Genomic DNA, 22,910 nt, shown 5'->3' on the forward strand with positions numbered 1-22,910 from the left:
CTAGGCCATGCGGCCGGGATTGAGGATGTTCTTCGGATCGAATTCCTGCTTCAGCCGCTGGCTGAGTGCCGCCAGCGCCGGCGCCTGCGGTTCGAACACCGGCAAGGCAGCGCGGTGGGCAGGCGCGGCGCGCACCAGCGTCGCGTGGCCGCCGCCGTGTTTTCTCAAGAGACCGCGCAGCAAAGCGGCTTCCGGATCCCCCTCTTCCATACGCAGCCACACCAGCCCACCCTGCCAGTCATAGAAGGCGCTGACGGCGGCCTGCATGCGCAGCGTCAGGACCATCTGGTGGCCCTGCGCAGGCGTCATAGAGACCCGCCAGACCGGCTTCCCGCTGCCGTCCGCGAAGGGCCTGATATCCCTGATATCACGCCAGATTGCCTTGGAGGTCTCGCTGGTAATCTCGTCCAGCGGGCCGGCCTTGCCGAGCAGCGTTTTCAGGGCTGCTATACGATAGTCAACGGACGGGCCAAAGCCTTCGACGCGCAGCAGCGTGGCCGCTTCAGTGCCGAGCGCTCCGCCCGCGACGCGCGCGGCAATGCGCTCCGGCAAATGGGCGGCACTCGATACTTCGGCGCTGGAGCCGAGCGCCAGGGCCATGGCGGCGCAGGCGGCATCGTCGAGCAGGCCACGGACGGCGAGCGTGACTTCGGTCTCGGCGGCTGGCAGCACCTTGAAGGTGACGTCGGTGAAGACGGCCAATGTACCCCAGCTGTTGGCCATCAGCTTCGACAGATCGTAGCCGGTGACGTTCTTGACCACGCGGCCGCCCGACTTGAACGCTTCGCCCCGACCGGAGACGACGTTGATGCCGAGAATATGATCGCGCGCGGCGCCCGCCTTCAGCCGGCGCGGACCGGAAAGGTTGGCGCCGAGCACCCCGCCGATGGTGCCTTTGCCTGGCTCGCCGCCAAGCAGCGGACCATAGTCCATCGGCTCGAAAGCTAACTGCTGACCGTTGTCCGCCAGCAGCCTTTCGATATCGGCCAGCGGCGTGCCGGCCTTTGCCGACAGCACCAGTTCGGCGGGTTCGTAGAGGGTCACGCCCGAGAGTTTCGACAGGTCGAGTGTGTGCTCGGTCTGCAGCGGACGGCCGATGCCGCGCTTGGAGCCGTGGCCGAGGATTTCGAGCGACGTTTCCTCCGCCGCCGCCCAGGCAATGGTGGAGAGGACTTCGGTGGAAGTGGATGGGGTGAAGGTGGTCATAGGTTCGCGCCTTTCCTCGTCCCCGCGAAGCGGGGGAAACAGGATAGGCCGAGTTCTGTCGCGCCCCCCTCTGTCCTGCCGGACATCTCCCCCTCAAGGGGGGAGATCAGATGTCGTGCAGGGTTTCGCCAATCTTCTGCGTTGAGGAAAAGGCGAAGCGCACGAACTGCCAATCTCCCCCCTTGAGGGGGAGATGTCCGGCAGGACAGAGGGGGGTGTTCACGCGCCGACATATCAGCTCAAAACCTCGGAATATCCGGAAATGCCACCTGCCCGCGATGCACGTGCATGCGGCCCAGTTCGGCGCAGCGGCGAAGTTGCGGAAAAACCTTGCCGGGATTGAGCAGATGGTTGGGGTCGAAAGCGCATTTGACGCGCATTTGCTGGTCGAGGTCGACCTGGTTGAACATTTCCGGCATCAGGTCGCGCTTCTCGACCCCGACGCCATGCTCGCCGGTGAGCACGCCACCGACCTTGACGCAGAGCCGCAAAATGTCGGCCCCAAAACTTTCGGCCTTGTCGAGTTCGCCCGGCACGTTGGCATCGTAGAGAATGAGCGGGTGCAGATTGCCGTCGCCGGCGTGGAAAACGTTGGCGACGCCGAGACCGTATTTTTCCGACAGCTCGCGCATGCCGGCCAGCACGCGCGGCAGTTCCTTGCGCGGGATGGTGCCGTCCATGCAGTAGTAATCGGGCGAGATGCGGCCAACGGCGGGGAAGGCCGCCTTGCGGCCGGCCCAGAAACTCAACCGCTCCTGCTCGGACTGCGAGATGCGGCACGTGGTCGAGCCGTTGGCGATGGCGATCGCCTCGACCGCCGTGATGAGATGATCGACCTCGACGCCGGGGCCATCGAGCTCGACAATCAGCAGCGCCTCGACATCCAGGGGATAGCCGGCATGGACAAAATCCTCGGCGGCATGGATCGCCGGCCGGTCCATCATTTCCATGCCGCCTGGAATAATGCCTGCGCCGATGATGTCGGCGACGCACTGGCCGCCCTGCTCGCTAGTCGGAAAGCCGATCAGCAGGGCGCGCGCCGTCTCCGGCTTCTTCAGGATGCGCACGGTGACCTCGGTGACGACGCCAAGCAGACCTTCCGAACCGGTCATGACGCCGAGCAGGTCATAGCCCTCCGCGTCGAGGTGGCCGCCGCCGAGCCGCACCACCTCGCCATTCATCAGAACCATCTCGATGCCGAGCACATTGTTGGCGGTGAGGCCGTATTTCAGGCAGTGCACGCCGCCGGAGTTCTCCGCCACGTTGCCACCGATCGAGCAGGCGATCTGGGAGGATGGATCGGGGGCGTAGTAAAACCCCTCCTGCTCGACGGCAGACGTAATGCCGAGATTGGTGACGCCGGGCTGGGCGACGACAAGGCGGTTGGGAAAATCGATCTCGAGGACGCGGTTGAACCGGCTCATGACGAGCAGCACCGCGTCCTCCAGCGGCAGCGCGCCGCCCGACAGCGAGGTGCCGGATCCCCGCGGCACGACGCGGATGTTGCGGTCGTTGCAGTATTTCAGCACGCGCGAAACCTGCGCCACCGTTTCGGGCAGCACCACGACCAGCGGCACTTGCCGGTAGGCGGTCAGGCCATCGCTTTCGAAGGCACGCATTTCATTGGCCGTGTCGACCACGCCCTCGCCCGGCACGATGATGCGCATGTCGGCGACGATTTCGCTGCGCCGGCGCAGCGTATCGGCGTCTGGCTTGGGCATGGCAAGGCCGGACATCGGCGCTTCCTCCACTCGACTGGTAAAAATGATTTACCAGCTGGCGGCATTTGTTGCAAATCTTGCTTTGGTGGCGTCAGGGCGGCGGATGCAGGCAAAGCTTCCGCAGCGGCAATCTGCCGCTGCACATCCGTTGCGTCCGAAGCATGGCGCGGACTATTCGCCCGGATGTTTCGCCGGCTCGGAATGCATCCGTCGCACGCGGCGCACGCCCCACCAGACCAGCAGGATGGCGAACGGCACCGAGGCGGCGGTGACGACCTCCGGCGCGAAGGCGTGGCCAAAGACCGACGCGCCCTTGGCCACATAGCCGATGAGGCCGACGACGTAATAGGAGACGGCGGCGACCGAAAGGCCTTCGACGGTCTGCTGCAGGCGCAGTTGCAGGCGGGCGCGGTTGTTCATCGAGGCAAGCAGGTCGCGATTCTGCTTCTCGACCTCGACGTCGACCCAGGTCCGCAGCAGAGTGGTGGCACGGGTCAGCTTGCGCGACAGATTGGCCTGGCGCTCCTCGACCGAGCGGCAGGTGCGCATGGCTGGCGCCATGCGCCGCAGCAGAAAGCCCGCCCAGGTGTCATAGCCCTGCACAGGCTCCTCATCCAGCGCCTCCAGCCTTTCCGTGACGATGCCGTCATAGGCGCGGCTGGCGCCGAAGCGGTAGAGGCTGGAAGCGGCATCGGCCTCCAGTTCGGCGGCAAGCTCCGTCAGGCCGGCGAGCAGCGTCTGGTTGTCGCGCGTTTCGGCGACCTTCATTTCCAGGGTCGTCTGCGCCAAGCGGTCCTCGATGCGGCGGGCGCGGCCGGACAAGGTGAGCGCCAGCGGCAGGCCGAGCATGGCAAGCGTGCGGTAGGTCTCGATGTCGATCAGCCGCTGCGACAGCGCGCCGGTGCTGGCCGGGGTCAGGCCGCGGTCGAGCACCAGCATGCGGGTCATGCCGTCGCCGTCCTGGCGGAAGTCGGTGACGATGGCCGCGCTGCCACGCTCGACAAGCGAGTAACAGAGGCTGGTCGGGTCGAAGCCGGCGACCTGCCTCTCGCTCGCCTGCGTCCATTTGCGGATCTCGAGCCGGATGCCCGAGATGACGGTTCCCGGCGGCGAAAAGCCATTGCCAAAGGGCGAATCCTCTTGCCCCCGGCCATTCTCGGCCAGCGGCCCTTCCCAGAGATAGGTCGAGAATTCCGTGTGCCGCTCCCAGCGCAGCGTCCCCTTGCCCCATTTCATGGCGTGGTGGCGGGCGTGACGCTCGGGAGCGGCGATGCCGAGACGGCGCGACAGTTCCGAAAGCACGGCGTGGTCGACCGCTGAGCCGCCTTCGGTCATGAAGGAGAGTTGGACAAGCACGCGCGGCTTCTCGACCAGCGGATGGGGGCGGGCGTGAACCTCGCCGAGCGCGCCGGGCCGGCCTTCATGCGCCGGAAAGCCCATGACGCTGCCCTGGCTGCGCGGCTGGAATTCAAGATTGGACGTCTCGTCCGACACGTCTGGTCCCCCTGGTTTCGACCCTTCGTGCAATGGCGTCGTCTTGCGGCAATCGGCAAGGGACGTAAACAGCAAAATTTAGCGCGAGGCGAAATGCCGGCGCGGCGCGAAAATCGACCGAACGAGACGAATTGGATAAATAATTTGACCAGTTGGCGACAGAGGCTCTAATCTGCGCGACATCATTCCCTTCTCCAGGCGCTTCCTTTGAGCGACATTTTCTCCAGGATCGAGCATTCGCGCACCGCCGACGAGGTGGTGCAGCAGATCGAAAGCCTCATCCTCGAAGGCGTGCTGCGCACCGGCGACCGGCTGCCGGGCGAGCGCGAACTGGCACGCCAGTTCGATGTGTCGCGGCCCATCCTGCGCGACGCGCTGAAGGCGCTCGAAGCGCGCGGCCTGCTGTCGACCCGTCCGGGCGGCGGCACGCACGTCGCCGACATTATCGGCCAGTTGTTCACCAAGCCGGTGGCGGACCTGATCTCGACGCATCGCAAGGCGGTGGCCGACTATCTGGAATACCGCCGCGAGATCGAAGGCATAGCCGCCGAATACGCGGCGCGGCGCGCCACACCGGAGGACCTTGCCTTGCTCGATCGCATCATGGCGCGCATGGACGAGGCGCATCGTACCGGCGATTTCGACGACGAGGCCGAAATCGACGTCGAATTCCATCATGCGATCTGCGAATGCGCGCACAACATCCTGCTTCTGCACACACTGCGCTCCTGCTACCGGCTGTTGTCGGAAGGCGTGTTCCAGAACCGGCTCCTGGTGTTCACCGTGCCCGGCGCGCGCGAGGCGCTGCTGGCGCAGCACCGGGCGATCCACACCGCGGTCAAGGCCGGCGATCCGGCCGGCGCCCGCCAGGCGGCGATGGACCACATGACCTATGTCGAGCGTTCGATGGCGGAAGCCGAACGCAGCGGCGACTGGCAACGCGTGTCGCGGCTGAGGCTGAGGCAGCGTTCGGAAGCCGGCGACGGCGAACCAGCGCGCAGACGCTCCTAATCAATTCGATCAAGCGGGGACCATCATGAGCGACATTCTGACCATCGCAGACCTCAAGGATCTCGCGCGCCGGCGCGTGCCCAAGATGTTCTTCGACTATGCCGACTCGGGCGCCTGGACCGAGAGCACCTACCGGGCGAACGAGGAAGACTTTCAGAAGATCAAGTTCCGCCAGCGCGTGCTGGTCGACATGAGCAACCGCTCGCTGGAATCGACCATGATCGGCCAGAAAGTGTCGATGCCGGTGGCGCTGGCGCCGACCGGCATGACCGGCATGCAGCATGCCGACGGCGAGATGCTGGCAGCGCAGGCGGCAGAGGAATTCGGCGTGCCGTTCACGCTCTCGACGATGAGCATCTGTTCGATCGAGGATGTCGCCTCGGTGACGAAGAAACCGTTCTGGTTCCAGCTCTATGTGCTGCGCGACAAGGATTTCGTGCTCGATTTGATCGACCGGGCGAAGGCGGCGAAGTGCTCGGCGCTGGTGCTGACGCTCGACCTGCAGGTCCTCGGCCAACGCCACAAGGATGTCCGCAACGGGCTTTCGGCGCCGCCCAAGATGACGTTGGCCAACATCATCGACCTGGCCTCAAAGCCGCGCTGGTGCCTGGGCATAGCCGGCACCAAGCGCCGCACCTTCCGCAACATCGTCGGCCACGCCAAGGGCGTCGGCGACGTCTCTTCGCTGTCGTCCTGGACGACGGAGCAGTTCGATCCGCAGCTGTCGTGGAAGGACGTCGCCTGGATCAAGGAGCGCTGGGGCGGCAAGCTGATCCTCAAGGGCATCCTCGACAAGGAAGATGCGCTGATGGCGGCCAAGACCGGCGCCGATGCCATCATCGTTTCCAACCATGGCGGGCGCCAGCTCGATGGCGCGTCGTCGTCGATCATGGTTCTGGAGGAAATCGCCGATGCGGTCGGCGACAGAATAGAAGTGCATATGGACGGCGGCATCCGCTCCGGCCAGGACGTGTTGAAAGCGCTCTGCCTTGGCGCCAAGGGCACCTATATCGGCCGGCCATTTCTTTACGGCCTGGGCGCGCTCGGCAAGGAAGGGGTTACCAAAGCGTTGGAAATCATCCGCAAGGAGATGGACATCACGCTGGCGCTGTGCGGAAAGCGTCTGGTCACCGACATGGGCAAGGAGCAGCTCCGACGCTAAGTCAGTGACATCTGACCACGGAGATACCCAGACCTTGGCGGAACCCGGCATCCATTTCCTCGACGCACACGGGCCGGACGGCGTGCGTCTGTACGCGATCGGCGACGTGCATGGCCGGGTCGACCTGCTGGCCGCCATGCATGGCCAGATCGAGGCCGAGATCGCGAGGGACAGGGTCGCCGACTGGCGCATCATCCATCTTGGCGACTATGTCGATCGCGGACCGGACTCCAAGGGCGTCATCGACTTCCTGATCGAGGCACGCGAACGCGATCCGCGAAACCTGATGCTGGCCGGCAACCACGACATCGGCTTTCTCGACTTTCTCAAGACACCCGACCCGGAAGGGCTCTTCATCCGTTTTGGCGGCATCCAGACCGCGCAATCCTACGGAGTGACTATCAACAGCGGCAACGGCGCCTGGTTCGGCAAGGCGGAATCAGCCATGCGCAAGGGTCATCAAGCCCTGCTCGAAGCGGTGCCGCAAAGCCATGTCGACTTCCTGCGGTCGCTGCCACTCTCGGTGACATCAGGCGACTTCTTCTTCTGCCATGCCGGCATCAGGCCGGGCATTCCCCTGGAAAAGCAAAGTCCGCAGGACCTGATCTGGATCCGTGACGTTTTCCACGATCACACCGGCCTCTTCCCGAAGATCGTGGTGCACGGCCACACACCGGTCCCCGAGGCGGAAGTGATGGCCAACCGCGTCAATGTCGACACGCTTGCCTGGCAGTCAGGCATGCTTACCGCGCTCGTCGTTGACGGCGCGGACAAACGCATCCTGGAAATATCGATAAGGGAGCCTTAACGGCCCCGGTGCCCAAGGGCGCGAGGGATCCGGGCGCGAGGGATGCCCTGGCTTAGCGCAGGGAGGCGGTGACGCCGTAGCCGTCAACCGCATTGTGGTTGTTGGCGGCATCGGCGGCATAAATACCAAGACCGCAAAGTACGATGGCGGACAGCATGGCAAAGGACAGAAGCGCTGCTTTCACGGAGGTCATCTCTTGTTGAGCTTCCTGCATCTGTGCACGAGGCGGTTACCAATGCGTTGAAACGGAAAATACGTGTCAAAGTTTCGACGATTTCGCGCTTCTAGGTGTGTTCTGTATCGATGGTGTGTCGCACGGGTCACACAAAAGGTTCATCCCGGTTGCACAGCCGACATAGGGCGCGCGCCTTCTAGGATGGCGGGCGGACACAAGCCAAGGATGAAAGGGGTTTTCCCCAACCGGTTTCATGGTCGCGTGCCAATTATGTCACGCGGAGCATGAACGGTCGTTTAGAGCGGATCAGAGTTTGATAGAATCTCTGACCCGCTCTAACTTCTTGTTTTTACGCAATTCCCAAGGGGAAGCGCTGCGCGCTTCTCCCGGGAAAACCGCTACACACTTTTCCTGGAATTGCTCTAGATCGTCGCCACCCAGGCACGGGCGATGGCCAGACCAGCGGCATCGGCGTCAGGACCGTTGCGGGCCATTTCGCCGTCGAGCTTGCCGGCCCAGTCGGGATGGCGCGCGGCGATGGTCGGCGCGAAGGAGGAGCTCCAGTTCTTCACCATGGGCCGGTCGGCCTCGAAATGGAACTGGAAGCCGTAGACGGCGCGGCCGACGCGAAACGCCTGGTTTTCGGCGACATCGTTGCCGGCGAGCCGCACAGCGTCTTCCGGCAGTTCGAACGTGTCGTCGTGCCACTGGAAGATCGGGAACTTTTCCGGCAGCTCAGCCAACACCGCATCGGCCTTGGCATCGGCCGTCAGCGACACGCCGCGCCAGCCGAATTCGTTGGCGCCGCCGATGCGGTTCGCGCCGCCAAAGGCGCGGGCGACGAGTTGACTGCCGAGACAGATACCGAGCACGGCGCGGTCCTTGCCAGCGAAATCGCGGGTCAGTTCGAGCAGCGCCGGGAAATAGGGATATTCTTCGTCGGCCAGCGCATTCTGGCCGCCGCCGAGCACCACCATGGCATCGTGGCCGGTTGCGTCCCGTGGCAGCGCATCACCCTTGTAGGGAAGCCGCACATCAAGATCGGCACCCGCTTCGGCCAGTGCCGCACCGACTTGGCCGAGGCCGGTATTGTCGTAGTTCTGGACTACCAGCACCCGCATCGAAAAACCCTGCTGACATGAAAATGCTGTCGCGAGCGATATCATGGCGCCGGCGTTTCAGCCAAGATGCGTATCCCAGGAGAAAACTATGCCACTGCAGAACCGGGTCGATCCGTTCGGCGCCATTCACGCCGTGCCGGAGCGCGGCCTATTCACCGGCAATCGCGGCATCATCCACGCCCCCGCGACAAAGACGCTCCTGAAAAAGCGCTGGGCGCTTCCGGCCTGGATCATCTGCGTGTGCCAATTCCGCAATGTGCAGCGCGAGCCGATGGGCCGCAACCGGCCCGGTGGCAAGGCCGGCTGGACCGAATTGTTCTTTCTCGACGAGGTGACGGCGCTCGCCGCCGGGCATCGCCCCTGCTTCTTTTGCCAGCGTGAACGGGCCAAGGATTTTGTCGGTCGCTTCGGCCAAGCCTTCGGTATTGCCGAGCCGCGCGCCCCGCAGGTCGACAAGCGACTGCATAAGGAGCGGCTGGCGTCGGGCGGCAAGCGGCCTGCGGTCGCGATGGATGCGCTTGCCGGCCTGCCCGACGGCGCGATGATCGCAGCTGGCGGCAGCGCCTATGCCTTGCGCCACGGCAAGATATTGCCATGGACTTTTGCCGGATACGGCCCGCCAACCAGCCCTGATCATTTCGGGGACGAGACGCTTGTGCTGCTGACCCCGGAAACGACGCTTGCCGTGCTGCGCCATGGCTTTCAACCCGTGTGGCATCCTTCCGCCAAGGCTTGACGCAGGCGGCCGTCTCGCTCATTCCTCGGCCATGCGCGCCAACTACAAGATGCAACGTCTGTTCGTGCCCGACGACCTCGGACCAGACATCGAGTTCGAACCCGGCCAGCAGCAGAGCCATTATCTCCTGCATGTGCTGCGGCTCGCCGAAGGCGCCGAGATCCTTGTCTTCAATGGCCGCGACGGCGAGTGGTCGGCGGCGATATCAGCGAAATCCAAGCGGTCGGTGCGGCTGAAAGTACTGGCGCCGCAAAGACCGCAACCGCCCTTGCCCGACCTCATCTATTGCTTCGCGCCGCTGAAGCAGGGCCGGCTCGACTATCTGGTGCAAAAGGCGGTCGAGATGGGCGCCGGCATCCTGCAACCGGTCATCACCCAGCACACGCAGGTGGCAAAGCCTTCCATCGATCGCCTGCGCGCCAATGTCGTCGAGGCCGCCGAGCAATGCGGCATCCTGGCTGTGCCGGAAGTTCGCGAGGCGGAAAAATTCGAGCGCCTGCTGACCGGGTGGGACAAGGAAAGGCGGCTGATCTTCTGCGACGAGGACGCCTCGACCAACAACCCACTGCCTGCCTTGCAGGCGGTAGAGGAGAAGAAGCTCGCTTTGCTGGTCGGGCCCGAGGGCGGCTTTTCCGACGAGGAGCGCAAGATGCTCCGCGCCCTCCCCTTCGTGACCGCCATTCCGCTCGGGCCACGTATCCTGCGCGCCGACACGGCGGCCGTGGCCGCGCTCGCGGCGATGCAGGCGACAATTGGCGACTGGTAGGACGTTGTCTGTTGCAAGAGGTGCTCGCGGGCCGAGGTCTTCAATTCCTCTTGACCTGTGGCTCAGGATTTTTCGCTTGATCGGCTACTGACATTTCGTCCATTTAGCGCCGGCGGTGGGTCCAACCGCCTTTGAGGGCTTGAAAATGGCGCGCGACACAACCGATTTCCGGCCAATCGAAGGCGTAGACGAGCTTGTCGAGCATCTAGCCGAAGGCAACAAGCCGCGCGAAAAATGGCGCATCGGCACCGAGCACGAGAAATTCCCGTTCTATGTCGATGGCAACGCACCGGTGCCTTACGGCGGCGAGCGCGGCATCCGCGCCATCCTCGAAGGCATGCAGAACAAGCTGGGCTGGGATCCCATCATCGATGACGGCCGCATCATCGGCCTGGTCGAGCCGACAGGCCAGGGCGCGATCTCGCTTGAGCCTGGCGGCCAGTTCGAACTCTCCGGCGCGCCGCTGGAAACGATCCACCAGACCTGCCGCGAAGGCAATGCACACCTGGCGCAGGTGCGCGAGATCGCCGAGCCGATGGGCATCCGCTTCCTCGGCCTCGGCGGCAGCCCGAAATGGTCGCTGGCCGAAACGCCGAAAATGCCGAAGTCGCGTTATGAAATCATGACGCGTTACATGCCCAAGGTCGGCACCAAGGGTCTCGACATGATGTATCGCACCTGTACGATCCAGGTTAACCTCGACTTCGAGAGCGAAGCCGACATGCGCCGCAAGATGCAGGTGTCGCTGAAGCTGCAGCCGCTGTCGACGGCGCTGTTCGCCAATTCGCCCTTCACCGACAGCCGGCCGAACGGGCTGCAGAGCTGGCGCGGCGACATCTGGCGCGACACCGACAACCAACGCTCCGGCCTGCTCGAATTCTGCTTCTCGCCCGATTTCGGCTTCGCCGACTATGTCGAATGGGCGCTCGACGTGCCGATGTATTTCGTCATCCGCGACGGCCACTATCACGACATGACGCATATCACCTTCCGCCAGTTCATGGCCGGGGCCGCGCGCAACGAAGTGCCGGACGGGCTGCCGACGATGGGCGACTGGGCGAACCACCTGTCGACCTTGTTCCCCGACGTGCGGCTGAAGCGTTTCCTGGAAATGCGCGGCGCCGATGGCGGCCCCTGGCGGCGCATCTGCGCGCTGCCGGCTTTCTGGGTCGGCCTGCTTTACGACGAGGCGGCGCTCGATGCCGCCGAGGCGTTGACGTCGAGCTGGACCTACAAGGAAGTGCTGGCCATGCGCAATGCCGTGCCTGAACTCGGCATTTCCGCACCCTTCCGCAACACCACGCTGCGCGAGGTCGCCCGCGACGTCATGGCCATTTCGCGCACCGGGCTGAAGAACCGCGGCAAGAAGAACCGCGACGGCTACGACGAAACCTCGTTCCTGAACACGCTCGACGAGGTCGTGGCGCGCGGCACCACCAGCGCCGAGGAGATGCTGTCGGCCTATCACACGCGCTGGGGCGGCTCGATCGAGCCTGTGTTCATGGAATATGCCTATTAACCCCCGCACGCTGACGGGCGGCAAAAGCCGCTTCAATCGGGCGTTGAAACGAATTAGGCTCTCTTCGAGGATTTCCCGGAGGAGAAGCCGATGCCTACCTTGTTCGACATGCTGACGCAGGCCCAGAACGGCAACGGCATGCAGGCGCTTGCCCAACAATACGGGCTTTCGCTGCAGCAGACACAGGCGGCGGTCGCCGCACTGCTGCCGGCCTTTTCACAAGGGTTGCAGCGCAACACCGCCGATCCCTATGGGCTCGGCGCCTTCATGACGGCGATGGCAAGCGGCCAGCACGCCAAGTATTTCGAGGACGCGACGCGCGCCTTCTCACCGCAAGGCGTCGACGAGGGCAACGGCATTCTGGGCCATCTGTTCGGCTCGAAGGATTTGTCGCGTGCCGTGGCCAGCCAGGCGGCGCAGGCGAGCGGCGTCAGCCAGCAGGTGCTGCAACAGATGCTGCCCGCGATCGCGTCGATGGTAATGGGCGGACTGTTCAAGCAGACGACAAGCCAGATGCAGGCAGCGGCTGGTCTGGGTGGCGGCGGCAACAATCCACTGGGCGAGATCATCGAGCAGATGATGCGGCAGGGCGGCATGCAGGCGCCGGCGCCACAACAGCGCCAGGCGCCGTCCCCTCAGAACCCCATGGACAACCCGCTCGGCAAGGTCTTGCAGGACATGTTCGGCGGCGGCTCACCGCAACCACAAAGCCAGCCGCAGCCGGCGCCAAATCCCTATGGCGACAATCCGCTCGGCAAGGTGCTGCAGGATATGTTCGGCGGCGGCGCGCCACAGCAACCACAAAGCCGACCCCAGCCCCAGCAGACGCAGAGCCCATACGGCGACAACCCGCTTGGGAAAATCTTCGAGGAGATGCTGCGGCAAGGCGGAGGCGGAGGCTTCGGCCTGCCCGGCGGGCAGCCGGGGCCACAGCCTCAAGCGCCGCAGCCGCAGCCGCGCCAGGCACCACAGCCGCAGGTCAATCCAAGCGGCCGGCCTCGGAACCCGTTCGACGACATTTTCGGCAAGATGTTCGAGACCGGCGCCCAGCAGCGTGACGACTACCAGAAGGGCGTGGAAACGATCTTCGACCAGTTCAAGCGGGACATGGACCGGCGATAGGCGTCAGGCCAAAGCCATTTCCCGGCAAGCTAGAAAAGAAAAGCCCGGTCCTTGGGAGGACCGGGCAGCGTGCAGGCAGGCCGGCGGGGAACCGGCAGGGAGTGGGGAGCCTGCATGAAACTTGGTCGCGCTGAACCGCAGAAAGGTTCAACAAGACCGAAACTGAACCAATCAGGCTACCTTGCGGGCGATATCCTCGATCGTTTCCACGCGGTCGCTGGCGATCTCACGCAGGATTGCCGTCGGATCGCGGCCGAACGGCACGTCGATCGCGACATGCAGGTCGGCGCGCGTCAGGCCGATATCGGCAAGCTCGGCATCCGACATCTCGCCCAGGCGGTAGAAAGCACGGCGGTTTTTCCAGGCGCGGTAGATATTGAAGGCCGTGTTGACCACGCGCGCCGCAACGGACGGACGCGAAGTGATGCGCGAGGTCTCGGTGGCGAAATCGATCGTGGTCATGTCGGTCTCCTTCAGACTCGAACAGACGAAACCCGACGATCGGCGCTGGCGACAGCGGCCGTTCCGGCTTCGATTCACATGCCTTCATGTGGACAATGCGAATTTGCCATCGACCGATTGATTAATCCAACGAATGTTTTTAATCTTTGGCATCAACACTAGTGATGGATCATGTCGATGAAAGCGCCGCTCGATCTCGATCAATTGCAGACCTTCATCTCGATCGCCGACACTGGCAGCTTCACCCGCGCAGCGGAAGAAGTGCACCGAACCCAGTCGGCGGTGTCGATGCAGATGCGCCGGCTGGAGGAGCGGATCGGCAAGCCGCTGTTCGAGAAGGAGGGGCGCACCAACCGGCTGACGGAGGAAGGCGACAAGCTGCTCTCCTATGCAAGGCGGCTGCTCTATCTCAACCGCGAGACACTTGCCGCCTTCGACGACCAGCGGCTCGAAGGCACGATCCGCATCGGCACACCCGACGACTATGCAGATCGTTTCCTGCCGGAGATCATGGCACGTTTCACCCGCTCCAATCCGCGCGTCGAACTGACCGTCATCTGCGAGCCGACGCCGGGGCTGGTCGAACACATCAAGCGGGGCAATCTCGACCTGGCGCTGGTGACGCACAATGATGTGCGCGGCCAGTCGGAGGTCGTGCGACGTGAGCCGCTGCTGTGGGTATCCTCGGCCAATCACGCGACGCACGAGCAGGAAATCCTGCCGATGGCCTTCGGCCGGCCGAACTGCATCTGGCGGCGCGCCGCCGTCGACGTGCTGGATCAGCAGAACCGCGACTACCGCATCCTGTTCACCAGCTTCTCGGCGACCGTGATCACCGCGGCCGTGCTGTCCGGCCTGGCGGTCTCGGTGCTGCCGGAATGCGCGCTCAGGCCTGGCATGCGGGTGCTGGGCGAAGCCGATGGCTTCGGCGCCCTGCCGGACTGCCGCATCGGCATCATGCGCGGCCAGACCTCGCGGCCGGAGATCGTCGATGCGCTTGCCCGCCATATTTCGGAAAGTCTGGACAACATCTCGATCCCGCTTGGCGAGGAAACGGGAACGTTCGACTTCGCCGCCCTCGCCTTCGCCAAGATGAAGCGGAGCAAGCCGAACCAGATCCTGCCCGGCTGGTAGATGCGGATCATCAATATCGGGGCTGACATGGCTGCCTTGACGTGGGACGCCAACCAGCCCTCAATCGGCCGATGAGCGAAGCAGCATCCGAATCACGCACCAACGCCACCGAATACACGGTGAGCGAGATATCGGGTGCGCTGAAGCGCACGGTCGAGGACGTCTTCGGCAATGTGCGGGTGCGCGGCGAAATTTCGGGCTATCGCGGGCCGCATTCCTCGGGTCACGCCTATTTCGCGCTGAAGGACGACCGCGCCCGGCTCGACGCCGTGGTGTGGAAAGGCACGATGAGCCGGCTGAAATTCCGTCCCGAGGAAGGGATGGAGGTGATCGCCACCGGCAAACTCACCACCTATCCCGGCAAGTCCAACTACCAGATCGTCATCGACAATCTGGAGCCGGCCGGCGCCGGGGCGCTGATGGCGCTGCTCGAGGAGCGCAAGCGCCGGCTGCAGGCGGAAGGGCTTTTCGATGCGGGCCGCAAACGCCGGCTGCCGTTCATGCCCCGCGTCATCGGCGTCGTCACCTCGCCGACCGGCTCGGTCATCCGCGACATCATCCACCGCATCAAGGACCGCTTTCCGCTGCATGTGCTGGTCTGGCCGGTGCGCGTGCAGGGCGACACGGCGAGTGCGGAAGTGACCAATGCCGTGACCGGTTTCAACGCGCTGGCATGGGACAGCCCTATCCAGCGTCCCGATCTCTTGATCGTCGCGCGCGGTGGCGGCAGCCTGGAAGATCTGTGGGGCTTCAACGACGAGGCACTCGCCCGCGCCGTCGCCGCCTCGGGCATTCCGGTGATCTCGGCGGTCGGCCACGAGACCGATTGGACGCTGATCGACCTCGTCGCCGATGTGCGCGCGCCAACACCGACAGGCGCGGCCGAAATCGCCGTACCGGTGAAGGCGGACCTCGAAGCGACGCTGGCCAGCCTCGGCGCACGGCTCAAGGCAGCCGTCCTGCGCAATTTCGAGCGCAAGCGGCAGGCCGCCCGTGCGGCAGCGCGTGCGCTGCCCTCGCCTGATCAATTGCTGGCGCTGCCGCGCCGGCGCCTCGACGAAGCGACATCGAGGCTCGGCCGTGGCCTGATGGTTTCCACCGAGCGTAAGCGGGCACGATTCTTCGCCGTAAAATTGACGCCGGCGATGCTGTCGCAGCGGATTGCCGAGGCGCGGCGCACCAACGACCGTAATCTTTTGCGTGCGCAAGGGGCGTTGCGTACTCTGGCGAGAAGCCGGCGGGCGGAACTCAATCGTGCAGCGGATCAGTTGCCAAAATGCGCCAAGGCATCGCTGCAACGGCACAGGCAGCAACTGGCTTTGCTGCAGGGCCGCATCACGATCGAGCCGACAGCACGGCGGCAACGTGTTCATAGAGATTTGCTGACCGCTTTGACGCGACGCGGCGGCCAGGCGATGCTGCTTAGGCTGGAGCGGTTGCGCGGCCGCATCATCCAGGCCGACCGGCTGATGGCGACGTTGTCGCACAAGGCCGTCCTGGCGCGCGGCTTCGCGCTGGTGAAGGATGCCGACGGCGCCGTCATCAAGCAGGCCGCGGACGTGGCGTCGGGTATGGCGCTTTCGCTGGAGTTCGCCGACGGCACTGCCGATGCGGTGGCAACCAGCGGCGCGGCGCGGCCAAAGCCCGCCGCCAGGCCCGCGGCCAAGGCCCCAGTTGCCAAGACGAGAGAACCCGGCAATCAGGGATCCTTGTTCTAAGAGCATGACCGACAATCCGCACCATCTGGCAACGCCGTCCGGCAAGCCGCGCGCGCGAAGCTTCAATATCGGCTTCGACGGAACGCCTGGGCCGTTCAATGCGATCACCGACGTGCCCGGGGTCGCGGTCGGTTATGCGACGCTGATTTCAGGCGATGGTCCGCTTGTCGTCGGCAAGGGACCGGTGCGCACCGGCGTGACCGCCATCCTGCCCAGGCCTCGCGCCGAGCTGGCCACGCCGGTCTTCGCCGGCATCTTCAGCCAGAACGGCAATGGCGAGCTGACCGGCTCGCACATCATCGAGGAAACCGGTGCTTTCAACTTTCCGATCACCATCACCAACACGCATTCCTGCGGTGTTTCGCGTGACGGCACGCTGCGCTGGATGAACCGGGTGCTGCCGGCCGCGATCGACAGCGCCTGGGGTTTGCCGGTGGCGGCGGAGACCTATGACGGGTTTCTCAACGACATAAACGGCCACCATCTGACATCGGAGCATGTCGCCGAGGCGCTCGACGGCGCGGCCGGCGGACCGGTCGAGGAAGGCAGCGTCGGCGGCGGCACCGGCATGATCACCTTCGGCTTCAAGGCAGGCTCGGGCACGGCATCGCGCATCGTCGCATGGCAGGGGCGCACCTACACGGTCGGCGCTTTCGTGCAGTCGAATTTCGGCAAGCGGCACAATTTCTGCATTCGTGGCCGGCGCGCCGATCCCGAACTCACCGAACCAGCGATCCGCGAAGCCACGTCGCGCGCGGAAAAGGGTTCGATCATCGCCGTCATCGCCACCGACGCGCCGTTCCTGCCGCACCAGATGAAGCGGCTGGCACGGCGTGTGCCGCTCGGCGTCGCCATGACCGGCGGCTTCGGCTATCACAGTTCGGGCGACATCTTCCTCGCCTTCTCGACAGCCAACCCCGCCGCGGCGCTGGGGCTGTCTGGCCGCATCGCCAGCGCCGATTTCATTCCCGACGCAGACATCGACCCGTTCTTCGACGCGGTGATCCAGGCGGTGGAGGAATCGATCCTCAACGCCCTGGTCGCCAATGACGACATGACCGGCCGCGACGGCAATTTCGTGCCGGCGCTGCCAAAGACGTGGTTGAAAGAAAAGTTCGGCTGAGACGAAAACGCGGGCCGAACGGCCCGCGCTTTCAGACAGGATTGTCCCTGAAAATCTATTCCGCGGCCTTGCTGGAAGCCTGCTGGTTTTCGTCCGCCTCGGCAGCTTCCTCGAGCCGGGAAGCGATCAATTCCTGGATGTCGCCGACTTCCTCCTGGATGTCCTCCAGCGGTATGCCGACCTCGGCTGCCTTGGCGGCGCATTCGCGGGCCAATGTCTCGGCCTGTTTCTCGATCCTGGCGTGGGACTGGCAATGGACCTTTTCACCGATCCATCCCCGCAAGAACTCGATCGCATGTTCACTCATACTGCTTTTCCCTGGCGGCAAAGCCGGTTGGTAATCATAAACGTCGGCATCCCGCAAAGGATGCATGCTCCCATTCCAGCCGAGTCGCGGCCAGTCGGCAAGCCGATGCCGTCCAGGGTCCACAGAGCCGAAGGAAATCGAGGGGTGAAGAACATTTTCTGATTCTGAAGGACTGTACCGTTGGCGGGATCTGCCCGCTCCGAGCAATTGCTTCTACCTTTTACGGCTTCCAGTCCGTTTCGTATCTCAATGGCTGTCGCTGCAGCCGCCTTATGTCGTTACGCTTCGAGGCGCGAGCCATCGAAGCCGCCGCTATATAGTGACATCCTCATGCGATGTCGACTCTCCTCAAGGCCTGTGCACACGAGCCATGCAAAGGTCGCATGGATCGCTGATGCGGTCAGAAGTTTTCGACCCATGGCCTGAGCTCCATTTCCCAGGTCCAGGCGCTGCGGTGCTGGCGGTGGATGGACAGATAGGCCGCGGCGATCGCATCCGGCGACAGCCGGCGGTCCTGCGGCTCGGACTCCTGTCCGGACGCGGTCGAGGCGATGGCCCCGTCGATGATGAAATGCGCGACGTGAATGTTCTTGGGCGCCAGTTCACGGGCCATCGATTGCGCCAGCCCACGCAATCCGAATTTGGGCATCGCGAAGCCGGCAGACCCGGCGAACCCCTTCACGCTTGCCGTCGCGCCGGTGAAAAGGATCGACCCCGAGCCCAAGGCCAGCATCCGGCGGGCCGCCTGCTGAGCCACCAAGAACCCACCATAGGCCCCGACCAGGAGCGCCTGACGGACCGCCTCGGGATCGAGCTCTGCTATCGGGCCGCGAGCGCGGCCGCTGGCGTTGAAAACCACGAGGGAAAGCGGGCCAGCCTTGTCGGCGACATCAAACAGCTGCTCCACCGAGGCCGGATCCGAGACATCCGTCGCCACGGCTTGCGCGCCGGCTTGCGCCTGCAATGCACCGAGCTTCTCGATATTTCGAGCGGCCAGGACGATTTGGAACCCTTCCCTGGCGAGAAGACGCGCCAGCGATGCGCTCGATCCAGAACCCGCTCTGGCAATGACGGCGACATTGGATGTCATGTGACCTCTCCTTCTTCCACTGATTGCAACGGTTGGCGCATGCCGAAGTCTGCCGGATCAACGCCCCACCGGCAACGCGCAAGGCGGAAAGAGAAATGGCCGGGCGCGAAACGCCCGGCCAAAAGAAGGTCACAACCTTCAGAGGGGAACACCGTTCAGCGAAATGGGAGGAGAACACCGAACGGATTTTTCTCTTTTGAACCGATCTTCACGCAGATGCGACGAACGATTTTCCAAAATCAGCCGGGACTGCAAAAAATCCATTCGTTCTTGTGGCAACAGGCTCAACCCGCTCCGGTTTCCGGCTCAAGCAGGTCGGCGTAATGGCGGCGCGCGACGTCGGGATGCGAGCGCAGCCGGCTTTTCAGCACATTGGTTCCGACATCGCGAAACAGCGGATTGTCAGGATCGCTGGCCGGCCCGCGCGCCTGCGTCGCCAATTCCTCGGGGAGTTCGAGCAGCGGTATCGTCGCATCGAGTTTGGCGCTGAAGAAGAACGGCACCGAAATGCGTTCAATGCCGGCGGGCGGCGTCACGACGCGATGCACGGTCGCACGCAAATAGCCGTTCGAGGCCAGCTCGAGCAATTCACCGATGTTGACGACGAGCGTGCCGGGAATGGGGTCCACATCCACCCAGCTGCCATCATAGTCGACCTGCAGCCCCTTATTGTCATCCTGAAGCAACAGCGTCAGGAAACCGCCATCCTTGTGCGCGCCGACACCTTGATCACCGCCGGTCGCCTCACGGCCCGGATAGCGCACGATCTTCATGCGGTGGTTTGGCTGCTCACGGTAGATCGGGTCGAAGGCATCCTCTGGCTGGTCGAGCGACAGCGCGAAGGCTTTCAAGAGCCTGATGGCCACCCCTGTCGCCTTGGCCTGCCATGCCAGCAGGGCGGGTTTGAGTTCTGGCAACGCAGCCGGCCACTGGTTCGGCCCCTGCAGCCGCGTCCACGCGGGAATTCCGGGGCCTTGCGCTATGGGCTGGCGCTCGACGCCGATATCGAGCTGTTCGCGCCAGTCGGCCTTGCCCTTGGTCAGCTCGCCGCCGGCGCGCGTATAGCCGCGGAACTGCGAGGACTTGACCATCTCGATCGCGAGCTTGTCGGCCTCGGCCAAGGCAAAGAAGCGGCGGGACGCGGTGAGCACCTCGCTGATCTCGGCCCAGGAGATCCCGTGTCCGGCCAGGTAGAAAAAGCCGATGTCACGCGAGGCGGAGCGGAGATCCGCCAGAAATGTCCGACGTTCCGATGCGCCTTGCTCAAAGCGGCTCAAATCGAGCACGGGTACTATTCTGGGCATATCAGGCTCCTTTACCGGTTTCCTTCCGCCGCCAATGCCTACAAGTCTCATCGACTCCCCCTTGCCCGGAAAGAAACGATTGGCCCTTCAAAAGCCATCGCGACGAATAATTTTCCACGCCGCGCAGGCGATATGATGATGATCGTGATCACGGCAGGAGATATGGCCGAACTGAGAAGGGTGTTGCGTTGCGGTAAAGACGAGGAAGACTTCCCAACCTTATGGCGAGCCTGGCCGGCGACGGCGGCTTTCAGCATGCCGCGAAGTATTTATGGGCCTTTCTCCAATTTTTGGCGCTTCACGTCAGATATCAGCCGTAAATCCGTTTATAATAAAATTATAGTAAAATAATACTCGCAATATATTTGTTTTAAGCACAAAATTCCGCACCTGAATAGTCGCCGATACTGACGACCATCTTCGAGCTACCCAGTCCTGCCGACTTGAGGGCGATCACTTCAGGAGGGACTATCCCGACCAGCGTTAATCGCTTTGGTCCCGCTCTCCTGAGGGGCCGATCGCTCAAGAGGAGATCTCGAGATGGACGGGTATGACGAATCGATGTTCGACGACCTAGCCTTTGATGAAGCGGAAGGCCCCGCCGACAGCTATGACGAATTCGACGAAATGGACGAAGGCGACGGCTTCGAAGGTGCCGATGAAGGCGACGAAGGCGACGAGTATGACGCGGGCGACGAGTACGAGGCTTCGAGCTTCGACGAGATGGACGCCGGCGACGAATTCGATGAAGGCGACGACTTCGACGAAGGCGACGATTTCGACGAGGGCGATGATGACGGCTGGGACCAGGCGCTGGGCTTCGCGCTCGCGGCTGAAGACAGCGACGAGTTCTTCCGGCGCATCGCCCGCGGCATACGCGGCGCCGTGCGCACCGTGCGGCGTGCCGCTCCCACCATCGGCCGCATCGCCCGCGCCGTGGCGCCGGTCGCCAGCCTCATCCCAGGCTACGGCACCGCAATTGGCGGCGTTGCCAATGTCATCGGCCAGCTGATGGCGGACGAAGCCTCCGAGGACGAAGCGCTCGACGCCTTCGCCGAGCTCGCGGTGCGCAATCGCGCCGCCATCCCGCTGGTCGCGGGGCTCGCCGCCAGACGCGTGCTCGGCCCCGCCGCCGCCCGCATGCCGGCGGCCGCCCGCGTCCAGGCGGTGCGCACCGTGCGCCGCGCCGCCACCCAGCTCGTCAACCGTGGCGGGCCGACCGCGATCCGCGCCTTGCCGCGCATCGCCAACAGCGTGCGCCGCACCGCGGTCACCCGCCGCACCCCGGCTTCCGTCCGGCCAATGGTGCTGGCGCGTACCGCGCGCCGTGTCGCGGCACGCGGGCATGGCCTGCGCCGGCAGCTGACGCAGCCCTTGCAGAGAGGGCGGCGGATCGTGCGCCGCACGGCCGCGGCGGTCCGCTCCGGCATGTCTCCGGCACGCAACCTGGCGCGCGCCGCCGGGCGGGCGCTCGGGGGAATGGGCGGCATTGGCGGTTGGACCGGTGGGTATGCACCTGGCTATGGCCATGGCCAGGGGTCCGGGCGCCGGCGGCGTATCGTCATCCGTGGTCCGGTCAGCATCACCATCCGGCCCAACTGAAACCCTCTCGGTGCAACCAGAAGGATCGTGGCGATGCGCACGGGTTCTTCGACCAGGCGGTTCCTGGACACCAAGCTGCGGGCGCTGAAGGCGCGCGCGCAGCGCCTGAACCGGCTGACGCCGCGGCGCATCGGGCTGCGTCCCGAAGACCTGCCCTATGCCCCGTCGCGGGCCCATTTCCACGCCGCCAACAAGCGGCTGGCCACCATCGGCAACGCCATCAACAGGCAGATCGCCATCATCGAGCGCAACTGGCCGCCGGCGACGGCGCAGGCGGCACTCACCCAGATGGCGTTGCTCGACCGCAGCATCGACCGGCTGCGCCGCAGCTTCGGCATGTTCTTCGAGGTGATGTCGCAGCGCGGTTCGGGTTTCGCGCCGGCGCTCGCCGCCCATGACGCGATCGCGCTCGACTGCTACACGGTCGTGCGTGCCGCCCTGCCGGGTGTGTTCGCCGGACCGCTCTTGAAGCCGCTGACCTATATGGAACACGGCTATTCGCCGGCCACGCAGCGCCGTGGCGTGGCGCTGGCCCGGCTGCTTGGCGACAGCAATCCGTTCCCGGTGATCCGCGTCCCCTGGGACCGCGACAATCCCTGGCAATCGGTGTTCCTGCACGAGGTCGCGCACAATCTGCAGGCCGATATGGGCCTGTGGCAGGAAAACGCGCAGGCGGTCGGTAACCGGCTGGCCTCGATGCGCTTCGATCCGCTCGTGGTGACCATTCTGCGCCGCTGGCACAAGGAGATCTTCGCGGACCTCGCGGCGCTGCTGCTCGGCGGCACGGCGTCGGTCTGGGGCATGATGGAGTTCCTCGCCCACCCCGGCGCGCGCGCCTTGACCTATCGCCCCGGCGGCGCCCATCCGACCGGCTGGATCCGGGTCCTGATCCTGACCGAAATGCTGCGCCGCATGGGCTTCGCCGCCGAGGCGGCGCGCGCCGAACGCGTCTGGCGCGCGCTCTACAATCCGTCGCGCGGCCACAGGCTGCCTCCGGTGCTGCTTGCGTCGGTGCCGCGCCTCATCCCGGCGGTGGTCGACGAAATCGCCTACCAGCCTCGGCGGGGGCTGGGCCAGCACGCGCTGGCCGATGCCATTCCATTCACGCGCGCCGACGAAGCCCGCATCCGGCGCGGCGGAATCCAGATCGCGGCGGGGCACGTACCCGACCTGCCGCCACGCTTTCTTGTGTCGGCCAGCCGTTTCGCGCTGGAGGCCGGCGCCGAACCGGACGCCATTGCCAAGCTCGTCATCAGGAACCTGGCCCAGCGCCAGGCAAGCCGACGGCCCGCCGCGCAACCGTCCCCAGCCGCACTCGTTGCATGAGGT

The 22,910-nt window shown here is 64.5% G+C and carries 22 protein-coding genes; 13 read left to right on the forward strand and 9 right to left on the reverse strand.

What is annotated here, in order from left to right:
• The 3 genes from glcE to EN804_RS17195 form a co-directional block, all read right to left on the reverse strand.
• A complete protein-coding gene (gene glcE / locus EN804_RS17180) occupies nt 1-1,206 on the reverse strand; it encodes a glycolate oxidase subunit GlcE (RefSeq protein WP_135920404.1) in 1,206 nt (401 codons plus the stop codon).
• Between the two features lie 239 nt (nt 1,207-1,445).
• The gene (locus EN804_RS17190) at nt 1,446-2,942 is read right to left on the reverse strand and encodes an FAD-linked oxidase C-terminal domain-containing protein (protein WP_127870932.1); all 1,497 of its coding nucleotides are present in this window, start codon (nt 2,940-2,942) and stop codon (nt 1,446-1,448) included.
• A gap of 156 nt (nt 2,943-3,098) precedes the next feature.
• On the reverse strand, nt 3,099-4,421 hold the full coding sequence (locus tag EN804_RS17195; protein WP_135861811.1) for a DUF3422 family protein: 1,323 nt from the start codon (nt 4,419-4,421) through the stop codon (nt 3,099-3,101).
• Nucleotides 4,422-4,628: 207 nt separating this feature from the next.
• Between EN804_RS17195 and EN804_RS17200 the strand changes: the two genes are divergently transcribed.
• Genes EN804_RS17200 through EN804_RS17210 form a run of 3 tightly spaced genes read left to right on the forward strand, consistent with a single transcriptional unit; the run spans nt 4,629 to nt 7,402 of the window.
• A complete protein-coding gene (locus EN804_RS17200) occupies nt 4,629-5,432 on the forward strand; it encodes an FCD domain-containing protein (protein WP_127870930.1) in 804 nt (267 codons plus the stop codon).
• 25 nt (nt 5,433-5,457) lie between these two features.
• Nucleotides 5,458-6,594: an alpha-hydroxy acid oxidase gene (locus EN804_RS17205; RefSeq protein ID WP_127279737.1), complete on the forward strand. Its 1,137-nt coding sequence runs from the start codon at nt 5,458-5,460 to the stop codon at nt 6,592-6,594.
• Nucleotides 6,595-6,628: 34 nt separating this feature from the next.
• A complete protein-coding gene (locus EN804_RS17210) occupies nt 6,629-7,402 on the forward strand; it encodes a metallophosphoesterase (RefSeq protein ID WP_135920406.1) in 774 nt (257 codons plus the stop codon).
• A gap of 52 nt (nt 7,403-7,454) precedes the next feature.
• Here the strand turns inward: EN804_RS17210 and EN804_RS17215 are convergent, their stop codons facing one another.
• Both EN804_RS17215 and EN804_RS17225 read right to left on the reverse strand, forming a co-directional pair.
• Nucleotides 7,455-7,595, reverse strand: a complete 141-nt coding sequence (locus tag EN804_RS17215; RefSeq protein ID WP_023782442.1) for a hypothetical protein — start codon at nt 7,593-7,595, stop codon at nt 7,455-7,457.
• 404 nt (nt 7,596-7,999) lie between these two features.
• Nucleotides 8,000-8,698 carry a type 1 glutamine amidotransferase gene (locus EN804_RS17225; protein ID WP_135920408.1) on the reverse strand — a complete coding sequence of 233 codons (699 nt, stop codon included), beginning with the start codon at nt 8,696-8,698 and terminating at the stop codon, nt 8,000-8,002.
• Nucleotides 8,699-8,786: 88 nt separating this feature from the next.
• On the opposite strand from EN804_RS17225, the gene EN804_RS17230 reads away from it, so the two are divergent.
• From EN804_RS17230 to EN804_RS17245, 4 genes are all read left to right on the forward strand, one after another.
• Complete coding sequence (locus EN804_RS17230; RefSeq protein ID WP_135920410.1) at nt 8,787-9,434, forward strand: hypothetical protein; 648 nt, start codon at nt 8,787-8,789, stop codon at nt 9,432-9,434.
• 31 nt (nt 9,435-9,465) lie between these two features.
• A complete protein-coding gene (locus tag EN804_RS17235) occupies nt 9,466-10,200 on the forward strand; it encodes a 16S rRNA (uracil(1498)-N(3))-methyltransferase (RefSeq protein WP_135920412.1) in 735 nt (244 codons plus the stop codon).
• Between the two features lie 145 nt (nt 10,201-10,345).
• Nucleotides 10,346-11,719 carry a glutamate--cysteine ligase gene (locus EN804_RS17240; protein ID WP_135920415.1) on the forward strand — a complete coding sequence of 458 codons (1,374 nt, stop codon included), beginning with the start codon at nt 10,346-10,348 and terminating at the stop codon, nt 11,717-11,719.
• Between the two features lie 90 nt (nt 11,720-11,809).
• Nucleotides 11,810-12,841: a DUF937 domain-containing protein gene (locus tag EN804_RS17245; RefSeq protein WP_135880948.1), complete on the forward strand. Its 1,032-nt coding sequence runs from the start codon at nt 11,810-11,812 to the stop codon at nt 12,839-12,841.
• A gap of 171 nt (nt 12,842-13,012) precedes the next feature.
• On the opposite strand, the gene EN804_RS17250 is transcribed toward EN804_RS17245, so the two are convergent.
• Nucleotides 13,013-13,303 carry a DUF1127 domain-containing protein gene (locus tag EN804_RS17250; RefSeq protein WP_127280520.1) on the reverse strand — a complete coding sequence of 97 codons (291 nt, stop codon included), beginning with the start codon at nt 13,301-13,303 and terminating at the stop codon, nt 13,013-13,015.
• 177 nt (nt 13,304-13,480) lie between these two features.
• On the opposite strand from EN804_RS17250, the gene EN804_RS17255 reads away from it, so the two are divergent.
• From EN804_RS17255 to EN804_RS17265, 3 genes are all read left to right on the forward strand, one after another.
• Nucleotides 13,481-14,437 carry a LysR substrate-binding domain-containing protein gene (locus EN804_RS17255; protein WP_127280522.1) on the forward strand — a complete coding sequence of 319 codons (957 nt, stop codon included), beginning with the start codon at nt 13,481-13,483 and terminating at the stop codon, nt 14,435-14,437.
• Between the two features lie 71 nt (nt 14,438-14,508).
• Nucleotides 14,509-16,155 carry an exodeoxyribonuclease VII large subunit gene (xseA, locus tag EN804_RS17260; RefSeq protein WP_135920417.1) on the forward strand — a complete coding sequence of 549 codons (1,647 nt, stop codon included), beginning with the start codon at nt 14,509-14,511 and terminating at the stop codon, nt 16,153-16,155.
• A 4-nt stretch (nt 16,156-16,159) separates the two neighbouring features.
• Nucleotides 16,160-17,278, forward strand: coding sequence for a P1 family peptidase (locus tag EN804_RS17265; protein WP_135880950.1), 1,119 nt, complete (start codon nt 16,160-16,162; stop codon nt 17,276-17,278).
• Between the two features lie 55 nt (nt 17,279-17,333).
• Here the strand turns inward: EN804_RS17265 and EN804_RS17270 are convergent, their stop codons facing one another.
• The 3 genes from EN804_RS17270 to EN804_RS17280 form a co-directional block, all read right to left on the reverse strand.
• On the reverse strand, nt 17,334-17,585 hold the full coding sequence (locus EN804_RS17270) for a DUF768 domain-containing protein (RefSeq protein ID WP_015316487.1): 252 nt from the start codon (nt 17,583-17,585) through the stop codon (nt 17,334-17,336).
• Nucleotides 17,586-17,985: 400 nt separating this feature from the next.
• Complete coding sequence (locus EN804_RS17275) at nt 17,986-18,675, reverse strand: SDR family NAD(P)-dependent oxidoreductase (protein WP_135920418.1); 690 nt, start codon at nt 18,673-18,675, stop codon at nt 17,986-17,988.
• Between the two features lie 284 nt (nt 18,676-18,959).
• The gene (locus EN804_RS17280) at nt 18,960-19,961 is read right to left on the reverse strand and encodes an isopenicillin N synthase family oxygenase (protein ID WP_245464414.1); all 1,002 of its coding nucleotides are present in this window, start codon (nt 19,959-19,961) and stop codon (nt 18,960-18,962) included.
• Here EN804_RS17280 and EN804_RS38015 point away from each other — a divergent pair.
• From EN804_RS38015 to EN804_RS17295, 3 genes are all read left to right on the forward strand, one after another.
• Nucleotides 19,854-20,330 (forward strand): hypothetical protein, encoded by a 477-nt coding sequence (locus EN804_RS38015; protein ID WP_245464415.1) that lies wholly within the window; start codon nt 19,854-19,856, stop codon nt 20,328-20,330. The genes EN804_RS17280 and EN804_RS38015 overlap by 108 nt on opposite strands.
• 189 nt (nt 20,331-20,519) lie before the next feature.
• Nucleotides 20,520-21,581, forward strand: coding sequence for a hypothetical protein (locus tag EN804_RS17290; protein WP_135861824.1), 1,062 nt, complete (start codon nt 20,520-20,522; stop codon nt 21,579-21,581).
• A 33-nt stretch (nt 21,582-21,614) separates the two neighbouring features.
• Entirely contained in the window at nt 21,615-22,907 is a 1,293-nt protein-coding gene (locus EN804_RS17295; protein ID WP_135920420.1) for a hypothetical protein, read from the forward strand.
• Nucleotides 22,908-22,910: the final 3 nt, after the last annotated feature.

The sequence above is a fragment of the Mesorhizobium sp. M8A.F.Ca.ET.161.01.1.1 genome, assembly GCF_004792105.1.
Classification (GTDB): domain Bacteria; phylum Pseudomonadota; class Alphaproteobacteria; order Rhizobiales; family Rhizobiaceae; genus Mesorhizobium.

Excerpts from the sequence above, each read along its gene's own strand:
- EN804_RS17245 (WP_135880948.1), top strand. The coding sequence starts at position 11,810 with ATGCCTACCTTGTTCGACATGCTGACGCAGGCCCAGAACGGCAACGGC.
- EN804_RS17275 (WP_135920418.1), bottom strand. The coding sequence starts at position 18,675 with ATGACATCCAATGTCGCCGTCATTGCCAGAGCGGGTTCTGGATCGAGC.
- glcE (WP_135920404.1), bottom strand. The coding sequence starts at position 1,206 with ATGACCACCTTCACCCCATCCACTTCCACCGAAGTCCTCTCCACCATT.
- EN804_RS17240 (WP_135920415.1), top strand. The coding sequence starts at position 10,346 with ATGGCGCGCGACACAACCGATTTCCGGCCAATCGAAGGCGTAGACGAG.
- EN804_RS17255 (WP_127280522.1), top strand. The coding sequence starts at position 13,481 with ATGAAAGCGCCGCTCGATCTCGATCAATTGCAGACCTTCATCTCGATC.
- EN804_RS17190 (WP_127870932.1), bottom strand. The coding sequence starts at position 2,942 with ATGTCCGGCCTTGCCATGCCCAAGCCAGACGCCGATACGCTGCGCCGG.
- EN804_RS17250 (WP_127280520.1), bottom strand. The coding sequence starts at position 13,303 with ATGACCACGATCGATTTCGCCACCGAGACCTCGCGCATCACTTCGCGT.
- EN804_RS17270 (WP_015316487.1), bottom strand. The coding sequence starts at position 17,585 with ATGAGTGAACATGCGATCGAGTTCTTGCGGGGATGGATCGGTGAAAAG.
- EN804_RS17290 (WP_135861824.1), top strand. The coding sequence starts at position 20,520 with ATGGACGGGTATGACGAATCGATGTTCGACGACCTAGCCTTTGATGAA.
- EN804_RS17230 (WP_135920410.1), top strand. The coding sequence starts at position 8,787 with ATGCCACTGCAGAACCGGGTCGATCCGTTCGGCGCCATTCACGCCGTG.
- EN804_RS17265 (WP_135880950.1), top strand. The coding sequence starts at position 16,160 with ATGACCGACAATCCGCACCATCTGGCAACGCCGTCCGGCAAGCCGCGC.
- EN804_RS17205 (WP_127279737.1), top strand. The coding sequence starts at position 5,458 with ATGAGCGACATTCTGACCATCGCAGACCTCAAGGATCTCGCGCGCCGG.
- EN804_RS17215 (WP_023782442.1), bottom strand. The coding sequence starts at position 7,595 with ATGACCTCCGTGAAAGCAGCGCTTCTGTCCTTTGCCATGCTGTCCGCC.
- EN804_RS17295 (WP_135920420.1), top strand. The coding sequence starts at position 21,615 with ATGCGCACGGGTTCTTCGACCAGGCGGTTCCTGGACACCAAGCTGCGG.
- xseA (WP_135920417.1), top strand. The coding sequence starts at position 14,509 with ATGAGCGAAGCAGCATCCGAATCACGCACCAACGCCACCGAATACACG.
- EN804_RS17235 (WP_135920412.1), top strand. The coding sequence starts at position 9,466 with ATGCGCGCCAACTACAAGATGCAACGTCTGTTCGTGCCCGACGACCTC.
- EN804_RS17225 (WP_135920408.1), bottom strand. The coding sequence starts at position 8,698 with ATGCGGGTGCTGGTAGTCCAGAACTACGACAATACCGGCCTCGGCCAA.